The organism is Shewanella sp. 38A_GOM-205m, assembly GCF_000518445.1.
Taxonomy (GTDB): domain Bacteria; phylum Pseudomonadota; class Gammaproteobacteria; order Enterobacterales; family Shewanellaceae; genus Shewanella; species Shewanella algae.
The window spans coordinates 1-9968 of the sequence record NZ_JADP01000048.1; the positions used below are offsets into that span (position 1 = coordinate 1).

Below are 9968 nucleotides of genomic sequence, written 5' to 3' on the forward strand. Positions count from 1 at the left end.
GGCGTCAGCCACACAGGCGAGCAGGGCAATGCGGCGGAAGAGGACAACAGCAGCCGCGGCACCACTTACAGTAACGAGATAGTGGCGGTGCCATCCTCCATGCAATGGCAAGCGGAGCCGAAGGCCAAACCACAGATGGCGGGGCCGCAGATAGCGACCGTGGTGGGGCCGAAGGATGAAGAGATATTTTGTGACGAATACGGCCGAGTGAAGGTGCAATTCCCCTGGGACAGATATGCCAAGGGGGACGAGCACGGCAGCTGCTGGATACGGGTCAGCCAGGGCTGGGCCGGTGGTCAGTATGGCTTTATGGCACTGCCGCGGATAGGGCATGAAGTGATAGTGTCGTTTCTGGACGGCGACCCGGACCAACCCATCATCACCGGCCGGGCCTTCCATGCAGTGAACCAGGTGCCTTACGCGCTGCCGGCCCACAAGACCCGCACAGTGCTGAAGACCCAGAGCCACAAGGGCGAGGGCAGCAACGAGCTGAGGTTTGAGGATGAAGCGGGTGAAGAGGAGATTTACCTGCACGCGCAGAAAGACCTGAACCTACTGACTGAGAATGACAGGCACGAGCATATCAAGCACGACAGCCATCTGGATGTGGACAATGAAAGGCGCAGCCGCATCGGCGGAAACGACCACCTGACAGTGTTGGGCGAGTCCCGTCAGCAGGTAACAGGCGACAAGAACCTGATAGTGGATGGCAGCTATCAGCAGAAAGTCGCCGCCAAAGAGGCGCTCGAGGTGGGCAGTGAAGTTCATCTCAAGTCATTGGGGAAAATTGTGCTCGATGCCGGCGCCGAGATCAGCATCAGTGCCGGTGGCAGCTTCGTCAAAGTGGACCCGGCCGGGGTGCACCTGGGCGGCGCGGCAGTTAATCTCAACTCGGGCGGTAGCCCCGGCTCAGGCAGCGGCTTTGCCGGCAAGGCACCGGAACTTCCGGGTGAAGTGGCCGCTGCCGAGTTGCCCCAAGGCGAAAAAGTGATTTTGCCCAATCCATCCCAGCAGAGTGGCACTCTGCTGCTGGCTGCCAGTACGGCTAAAGGTGTGTGCGAAATTTGCGAGCAGCCGGAGGAAGAAGATGCCCCTGCCTGATCTCGCTGGACTCAAGGGGCAGCTGTATCTGCTTTGGGATGCCTGTTTGCACCGAAACCTGGCGCAGACCCTGTATCAGCTGGATAACCGCGTCTTTATGCTACCCCTGTATCAAGGGACTCAGTTCGAGTCTCTCGGCGATATTCAACCCTTGCTGCTGCAATGTCCTGCCGACAGTCAGTTGTTGGATTGGTTGGAGCAACAGCTTTGCTACCGGGACAGTGTCTGGCTGTTTGAGTCAACTTCCTCCAGTGCTGAATTGTTGCGCTATTTTCAGCAATTACCTTTGCAGCAACATCCGCTGGGCCACCAGGTATTATTTCGCTATCAGGATCCCAGAGTGCTGGCGGGCTTTATGGCGGCGCAACTGCCGCTGGAAGCACTGTTCCCGGCGGGTATATTCGGCCGGGTATGGGTGTATGACACTATTGCTGAACACTGGCACTGCCGAGTGCCTCAGTCGGCTCAGTCCAGTGAGGTAACTCAGCGCTTTCAATTGACCGATGACCACCTCAAGGTGATGCAGCAGGTCTGCTGGCAGCAATTTGGTCTTAGGCTGCAGCAGCATTTGAGGCACTTCTTTGCCGATGAGTTCGGTTCGGTTTCCCTGGCGGGAACCTTGGCTATTGCCGAGCGCGCCGCCGCGCAAGGGTGGGAATCGGAGCGGGACATTTTTCTTTACGGCAATATTTTGGGTTATCTCGGTGCCGACTTTGAAAAGAATCTTATCGGCAATCAGGCAAGCAGTGCTTCCGGGGCTTTGTTTGATCAGCACCAGGCTAGCGATGAACCCGTCTCTCAATCAGAGTACGCCGGCATTATTAACCTGATGCAAACCCGGGGAAGTGGCAGATCTACGGCTTTGGCACAAGCCGCAGATTTGGCCAAGCAGTTAAATCAACAAAGAGCCAATGCGTTACAAGGAGTTACCCATGTCGGCCGATAGACAACAACAGGATGCCAACGATAAGGCCACTCAAGAGTCGGATACTAAAGCCGGTTCTTTACTGGCAACTTGCCCACTCAAGGCGCAAACCGTCAAAATCGTACCTGTGCGTTATGCCTTGGATGAATTCCAGTTGGTGCCGGAGCCTTGCCCCAAGCACAACTTGCCTTCAGAAGGTAACTTCCCCGGTGGCTACTTCAGCAAACAACTCAAATGTAATAGCTACACCCTGCGTCAGCTTACCGACGGCTGGCTTTATGTCTGGAACCAAACCGAAAAGACCCTGCACGAATATGAAGTCAAGGGACCTCAGCTGATCCGTTACCAGTTTGGCGACAACGAGGCCGACAAACCGCTCAGCGAGCGCGGTACAGCGCTGGAGCCTAAAGTCTATCTGGAATATAACCGCGGCTCTGAGCTGTATTTGATGTTCAGCCAGCTAAGGTGCTCCTGGCCCATGTTGGAGCATTATCGCAGCAATGGCGAAGCCCAGCGTCGTTGGGGACGCAAGCTGTCATTGCCTGGATTTTGCCGCACTATGGCAGAGCCCCATACTGCCCCAATCAAGGTGTTGAGCCAGGTTGCCGATATTGCCGGCGAGGCCAAGTTCCCTCTGGCGGTTCCTTCCCTGCAAGACAGAGGGGAGGGAGATGAAAAGATCAGCGGTAAGCCGGTTCAGCCCCTGACTACCTACCTAGGCCCTATAAGCGATAAAGACTCGGCCCTGATGGTCGCACTGGATGATATTTGGTCGGATATCTGTGATATCGCCTCTCAAACCTTTTATCTATCCGGACAGATGCATGAGTTTAATGAGGATGAAATGTATCGCCGGATGAATGCCAAAGCGGTAGTTCAGATTTGTGGCGGTCTTGATATGCTCGGTGAGGATGGATGGCTACACAATGATAAGTTGCCGCCAAAAGTCAGAGGGAATGAACTGGCAATCAACCGTTATCTGGATAAACTGACTGATTATCGGGAAGCCGTAAACAGATATGAAGATCAGCTTAGGATTTATGCCGCTCAAGGAGCAAAAGGCATTGTATCACCTGATGAATTCTTGAAGCTTGAACAAGAGCTTGCTGCCGAATATGGCTCGGCCTGGAATCTGGATTTGCCTCGTTGGGAGGCTGAAAGGGATAGGCGTAAATATGCCAATATGCAGAAAGCGGAAAGTTTTCTGACAAAACACTTGCAGCATGATAGCGCATTAATGGAAGAGATTGGGCCTAGGGTGGATGAGCTGTTTGATTGCCACTTTCATATTCAGGCCGATGCCAGAGTATTAGGAGCAGATTGTCATCATCCCAGCCATCAAGAGGGCTTAACAACTTGGATGAGCGACAGTCTACAGTTGCTGGTGATGTTTCTTGATGATGCAAAAAGAGACATTCTTGCCAGTGCGTTTTCGAGTGCCTCCAAGGCTCAGGCGTTGATTGCTCTGACCACGAGCGGTTTTGACCCCTTATTGCACCAAGAGCTCAACGGACACCTACAAAAACCGGCGGCTTTGTTGTCGGCAACCGGAGTATCAGTAAGTAACAACGCAGTATTAAGGATGAACGAGGTTAAAGCGGCATTTAATGAGTTGCCGTTTATAGAGCACAAATGGGCTACCGATTTGCATCAAGATGTCCACAAGACGTTGGATGCAATGCGACAAGCCTTTGCCGATAAAACCTCCCAAGGCTGGTCGCATGTACTGGAAGCCATTTTCCCTCTGTTTCGGGGGGAAAAGGGGATCTCTACCCATTCAACCGGCTTAATGTTGCAATCACTGCTGATTAACTCTTTTGTTGAAGATATCCCACTTAAAATTGAAGAGCTTTCTGACTATGAAAAAGCTTTTCAGACTTATCAGGAAAAGCTTTCTGCTTTGGAAGGAAAAGTAGGGGGCTTGAAAAAACAAGAAAGCAATCTGAAAAAAGCAATTGGCAATGCTGATAAAAAGACTAAGGACGCCAAAAGGAAACAAAAGAAAAATAAGAAAACTTATAAGCAGGGACGAAAGAAACCAGTCAGAAGAGCTGCAGGCAAAGGTAAAGAATTTAGAAACAAACTACAAAAAGTAACCGGTGAAATCTCCGAGGCAGAAGAAGCACTTCAACTGCTTGTGGAAGAGAAGCCCTATTGGGCTGCTGCCAAGCAACAGGCGGTGACACTGGAAAGCCGACGCCAACTCTCTGAAGGGATAAAAGGCTATCTGGATAAAGGCAAAAAGCTGGCAAGCCACATTACCTTGGGCAGAACGGCTATTTTACTTGGATATCTCAACTTGTTATATACACCTATGCCAGAGAAGTACTCTTGGGACTCCTTTACGTTCGACAGTTCCGATGCCGAAAGTAAAAAGCTTCATACGTTGATTTACAATACAGGTTATCTTGTCGCCTTTGGTATCGCGGCTATTTGGTATGATCCTCTGCTGACCAAGATCAAGCAAACAGTGGCACAATCAGGAGGGAAAAACATCTATAAAGTGACATATGAATTTAATCGACGGGTTATTCCGTTATTTAAACTCTCTTTTAAGCAGGCTACTGATGTTCATGGCATTGAATTTGCCAAGGTATTGAGGAGTTTCCGTATGGCAGCGCTTTCCTTGGGTGTTGCCTCAGCAGTAGCAAATGCTTATGAAATAGCTCAGATTGGCCAGGAACTGGGGCTTTGGGGCGAGAATCCGGCAGATTTGAATGTTGTGGAAAGATCGCTGAAATGGGTCCAAGAAGCCTCACTTGCAGTCAGTCTTGGCGGCATGGCGATTCAAGCTCTAGCAGCCTTCGGCTTTATTGCTGGTTCACCGCTTATCCTTCCAATACTGGCAATTGCCGGTGTGGCTTACCTGTTATCTTCCATTGCATTTATCTTTTTTTCGCGCGACGATATCGACAAATGGTTGGATCACAGTGATTTTGGCACCTCTCCACTGTGGCAAGATACCCCCCAAGAGGCATTCCAACATCTGCAAGATATATTGCTAAAGCCCGCCGTTTATATGCAGCCATCTTGCTCATCGAAACTGGCCGCTATCCTGGAAAAATCCAGCATTCCAAATCAGCTATTAAACCGCGAAACGGTATCCGGTTGCTGGCTACTGTTCAACCTGCCAACAGCAGGGACTCATATTGAATTGGCGGAAGTCTATCATGAATATACTCTATGGGGAGCAACTCAAATTACCAATTCTGATTGGGACGGAATGGAAGCAATAGCAGTTACCCCAGAGGCAGTCCGAAATCTCATTGAAAATGGCTTTCCTGAGACCTGGGATGAGATAGATGATAGCTATATTGCAGAAAACAATAGTCAATACTGGTTGATGTATGTACCTTTAACTCCGGCTGAATTATTTGAAAATCCATTAAAGTCGCAGTCAGAGTTATGGTTGAGTATCAACCGCCCAAGGCAACGTAACATAGATAAAACCTGGCACTACAAGTTACAACCCAAAAGTTTAAGCCAAATTTTAGGTGTTTGGGGTAAGCTGCAGGAAGAAGAGGGCAAGTTTACATTTCCTGAACCCAAAGAAGCCATAGGTATTATCTTTTAGGGTTAGTAGCAAGGAGAATTGAGTGGAACAAGGGAACAAAAGGAGCCAACTGGCCGACAGGCCAGATCATATTCAGTATAGTCAGGATGGCTTGGAAAGAGGCTGGTTCACCCAAGCCGATATTACCAAGCTTGAAGACGAACCGGCCATCTTTCAATGGACTATACCAAGGGCTTTTTTTCATCGATTTAGTGGTTTGGCATCGATTTCAATGATTTGGGGGATTTTTGCAGGTATCCCCATGTTGTTTTTTTCATTGATAAATCTAGCATCAGAAAATCCACAACCTGATGATTGGAATTCAGTTATCGGTATTGGCGTTTTCCTTTCGTCGATTTTATTGATAATTTATTATTTCACTCGACTTCAATATCACCATGTAGCATATAAGATCACCGCGTCGGGTTTTTTAAGGGATGAGGTTAAACTGTGCCCAAGGTGGGGTTATCGCGCCATCAACCCGGAAGGTTTGATGTGGGTGTTACGGGTCATGACTCTTATCCTTGTGCCGATAGCTCTGGTTATACATCCATTTTTATTGGTGGGTGTCGGTGGTCTGGCATTGTTGAGCTTTAAAAAGGTAGAGCCTTCTGAGCCTGAAAAGGCTCACTATATTCCAATTTTTTGGCACGAGAATGGAATTTCTGATGAAGAAAGACTGAGTATCATTAATCTCAGTCCGCGAAGACGCATTATTCATGTCAGAAGCTTAAATTGGCGTAATGGTGGTGCGATATTTTGCACCAAAGAAAACTATGAGGAAGTTAAAGCGTTTGTACTGAAGAAATTACCAGAGGCCAAGGTGGTTAAAGAGGAGTTGTCGATTTGAGTTATTACTTAAATTAAGTTGGACGAATGATGAGCCTATTAGTAAAAAGACCAGATTATATTCAGTATAGCCAAGATGGTTTGGAAAGAGGCTGGTTCACCCAAGCCGATATTACCAAGCTTGAAGACGAACCGGCCATCTTTCAGTGGACTATGCCAAGGGCTTTTTTTCATCGATTTAGTGGTTTGGCATCGATTTTAATGATTTGGGGGATTTTTGCAGGTATCCCCATGTTGTTTTTTTCATTGATAAATCTAGCATCAGAAAATCCACAACCTGATGATTGGAATTCAGTTATCGGTATTGGCGTTTTCCTTTCTTCGATTTTATTGATAATTTATTATTTCACTCGGCTTCAATATCACCATGTAGCATATAAGATCACCGAGTCGGGTTTTTTAAGGGATGAGGTTAAACTCTGTCCAAGGTGGGGGTATCGCGCCATTAACCCGGAAGGTTTGATGTGGGTGTTACGGGTCATGGCACTGATCCTGGTACCGATTGCCTTGATAGTACACCCATTTTTATTGGTGGGTGTCGGTGGTCTGGCATTATTGAGTTTTAAAAAGGTAGAGCCTTCTGAGCCTGAAAAGGCCCACTATATTCCAATTTTTTGGCACGAGAATGGAATTTCTGATGAAAAAAGACTGAGTAAAATTTATCTAAATCCGATAAGACGCACTATTCACGTGAGATGTGCTGATTTAAGTAATGGTGGAAGAATATTTTGCACACAAAAAAACTATGAGGAAGTTAAAGCGTTTGTGCTGAAGAAATTACCTGAGGCTAAGGTGATTGAAGATAAGTCAATCTGAAATTATTTTTCAATTAAGTTGGACGGATGATGAGCCAATTAGTAAAGCGACCTGACTATATCCAGCATAGTCATAATCGATTGGTGTTAGAGTTTTTAATAGGGTAATAGTTTGAGTCTGTTAATTAAGCGACCAGATTATATTGAGTATTATCCTTACGTTAAAGAGGGCGCCTTTCCACAGGCAGAGATTGATAAACTGGAACAGGAACCGGCGCTGTTTCAATGGACTATACAGAGAGCTTTTTTCTGGAAGGATTCCCAGTTAGTGCATCACTTGAAAGTGTTAGGTGTCTTTTGTGGGATTCCTGGGGGCATTTTTCTTTTTGGTAATTTGATGAGCAGTACACCTCCTAGTTATGAATCACTGAAAGCCGTATTTATGATGGTTTTTCTCATGTTTTCAATGGTTATGGTTTTGTATTATGTCTCCAGGAGTCAATACCACAGTGTGGCCTATAAAATCACCGAATCCGGTATTCTAAGGGATAAAGTGAAAACTTACCCTAAGTGGCGTTATAAAAATGAGGTGCCGGAGTCATTTCTCTTTATCTTAAGAGGCGTCGCACTCTTGGTGATCCCTATCGCCTTGATGGTCAATCCATTGCTGTTGGCTGGGGCGGGAGGGTTAGCCTTGTTAAGTTTCTATCCCTTTCCCAATGGTGAACCTGAATATGCTCATTACATTCCAGTATTCTGGCATGAGAAAGGCTTAGAGGCTGCTAGCGAGTTAAGTATAATTAATATTTGTGAAAGTCGTAGGATAATAGATATATACAGCAAAGATCTTAGTCGAGGTGCGATCGTATTCTGTACAGAAGAAAATTTTGACCAAGTAAAACAATTGATGATAAATAAACTTCCTGAAGCTAAGGTGCTCAATGAACCACTCGAAATTTACTGATGTGAGATTTTTCTTGTGGTTGTTTTGAGTGCCTTCCTTGAACGGTAATCCTCCTATTTTCCATTTGAAAGTGCGTCAATAGGCAAAGAGTCAATTATGAGCGAAACATCAGCCAGCTTAGATCTTAATGCCACTCCCCCTTATGCAGGGGAGCTGCGCCCCTTTCCCCTAGGCGAGGCGCTGTTTTTCTCCCCCAAACCCCTGCCTTCGGCCATCGCTTCATCTGCACTTGGCCCCTCGGGCGAGGTACTGGAAATCAATGATGTTTATATGGACATAGGCGGAACCAGTCATGGCAAGGCCTTTCAGGTGCAGTTGTACACTGGCTGTATAAGCTTTTTCCTTTTTGTACAAATGGCTACCAGCCTGTTGATAGCGCGTAAGGATTATATTATCAATGACGGACAGGCTTCGTTTTGGCATTACTTTGTTGAATCTGTGATTGAGTTGTTACCATTCACCATTATTTGCACATCCGTTGCCCTCTGTTTAGGCGGCTATGTCATCATCAGCACATCGCTGAAAGCTGCCCGCCAGCGGCCGCTGAGGTTTAACCGCCAGCGGCGTGAGGTGTGCTACTACCCCGAGGGCAGCAAACAGCCGCAGTTTATCCCCTGGGAGGAGGTGGTGTCCTGGGTCGCCATGCATAAGGGCGCCACCGGCACCAATGTGATGACCAATGTGACCTTTGGGATGGCTTTGCCCCATGGCGACAACTACTGGATGCTGACCCGGCCGGTTGCCACAGTGGCCTCAGCGCAGCTCTCCTGGGAGACTATGCGCTGTTATATGGATGAAGCACCGGAATATTGGGCCTCAGCGGCGCAACCGGAAGATAGACACAGCTTTGATGAGCATCGCAAGTTGCTGCACGAACACTTTAAGATAGGGCCGAAAAACCTGTTTTGGATGGAGTGGGGTCTGCACAGTACTTCCTATGCGGGCATGGTATGGTTTTATCTGGTGAATGTGTTTTGCCTGTGGAAGTTTCCCTATTGGGTATCAGAGTGGGCCCAAAACCTTGCCACCTTTAAACCCACCGCAGCACTGGAGGCCTGGTCTCAGCCGTTGCCTGAAAGTGAATGGGCCCAGCCCAGCGCTGAGCTGGTTCGCTTAAAAGCGGAAATCACCGCGCACTACCAAGCCGGAGGCTCTCTGGGGGATTTTGTCAAACCAGCCGCCTAGGGCTATGACGACGAGCTAATTTACCCCAGAGCTATCCCAAATTGTAAAAGTGAACGCCACCAGGGCTTATTCACACCTTCTCTAAGACTTTTACAGGAATGCTCTTAAAGCCAGTCGACTTCAGCTTATTCCTTGGGACATTCCTTCTGGCAACTCTTTCGGGCCACTCTCTTCGGGCAAAAACTTGCCCGGCGAGCAAAAAATTGCCCGGGTTCGGGCAAGAAATTGCCCGGAGAGTGGGGGTGGGTTTGGATGTTGTTGTAAAACAGTGGCTTACGATTTGGCATGCTTCTGGCATTGGCTGATGAGGTTTTATCACTCATTCAACAGTAAAAGGAATTAACCATGCCAACACCATGTTATATCTCCATCGAAGGTCAAACCCAGGGCAACATCACCGCAGGCGCGTTTACGGCCGAGTCAGTGGGCGACATCTTTGTGGAAGGTCATGAAGACGAGATGCTGGTTCAGGAATTCAACCATGTGGTGACAGTGCCGACCGACCCACAGTCAGGTATGCCTTCGGGTCAACGGGTGCACAAGCCGTTCAAGTTCACCGTGGCGCTGAACAAGGCAGTGCCTTTGATGTACAACTCGCTGTCATCCGGTGAGAAGCTGAACAAGGTTGAGCTGAAG

At 48.0% G+C, this 9968-nt stretch carries 8 protein-coding genes; all 8 read left to right on the plus strand.

Annotated features, from left to right (window positions below):
* The coding region (locus tag N512_RS23385; protein ID WP_037475577.1) for a type VI secretion system Vgr family protein at positions 1-1101 on the plus strand (1101 nt) is incomplete at its 5' end.
* Complete coding sequence (locus tag N512_RS0118680; RefSeq protein WP_028781277.1) at positions 1088-2047, plus strand: DUF4123 domain-containing protein; 960 nt, start codon at positions 1088-1090, stop codon at positions 2045-2047. The genes N512_RS23385 and N512_RS0118680, both read left to right, overlap by 14 nt.
* Positions 2034-5600, plus strand: a complete 3567-nt coding sequence (locus N512_RS0118685; RefSeq protein ID WP_028781278.1) for a toxin VasX — start codon at positions 2034-2036, stop codon at positions 5598-5600. Before N512_RS0118680 ends, N512_RS0118685 begins: the two co-directional genes overlap by 14 nt.
* Before the next feature lie 22 nt (positions 5601-5622).
* Positions 5623-6429 (plus strand): hypothetical protein, encoded by an 807-nt coding sequence (locus N512_RS0118690; protein ID WP_028781279.1) that lies wholly within the window; start codon positions 5623-5625, stop codon positions 6427-6429.
* A 26-nt stretch (positions 6430-6455) separates the two neighbouring features.
* Positions 6456-7244, plus strand: a complete 789-nt coding sequence (locus N512_RS0118695) for a hypothetical protein (RefSeq protein WP_028781280.1) — start codon at positions 6456-6458, stop codon at positions 7242-7244.
* A gap of 111 nt (positions 7245-7355) precedes the next feature.
* Positions 7356-8147 (plus strand): hypothetical protein, encoded by a 792-nt coding sequence (locus N512_RS0118700; protein ID WP_028781281.1) that lies wholly within the window; start codon positions 7356-7358, stop codon positions 8145-8147.
* 96 nt (positions 8148-8243) lie between these two features.
* A complete protein-coding gene (locus tag N512_RS0118705; protein ID WP_037475583.1) occupies positions 8244-9332 on the plus strand; it encodes a hypothetical protein in 1089 nt (362 codons plus the stop codon).
* Between the two features lie 345 nt (positions 9333-9677).
* Positions 9678-9968, plus strand: a 291-nt coding sequence (gene tssD / locus N512_RS0118710; RefSeq protein WP_028781283.1) for a type VI secretion system tube protein TssD, incomplete at its 3' end; no start/stop codon positions are given.

Bases quoted from the DNA above. Each gene is read 5' to 3' on its own strand.
- N512_RS0118680 (WP_028781277.1), top strand. From the start codon at position 1,088: ATGCCCCTGCCTGATCTCGCTGGACTCAAGGGGCAGCTGTATCTGCTT.
- N512_RS0118685 (WP_028781278.1), top strand. From the start codon at position 2,034: ATGTCGGCCGATAGACAACAACAGGATGCCAACGATAAGGCCACTCAA.
- N512_RS0118695 (WP_028781280.1), top strand. From the start codon at position 6,456: ATGATGAGCCTATTAGTAAAAAGACCAGATTATATTCAGTATAGCCAA.
- N512_RS0118705 (WP_037475583.1), top strand. From the start codon at position 8,244: ATGAGCGAAACATCAGCCAGCTTAGATCTTAATGCCACTCCCCCTTAT.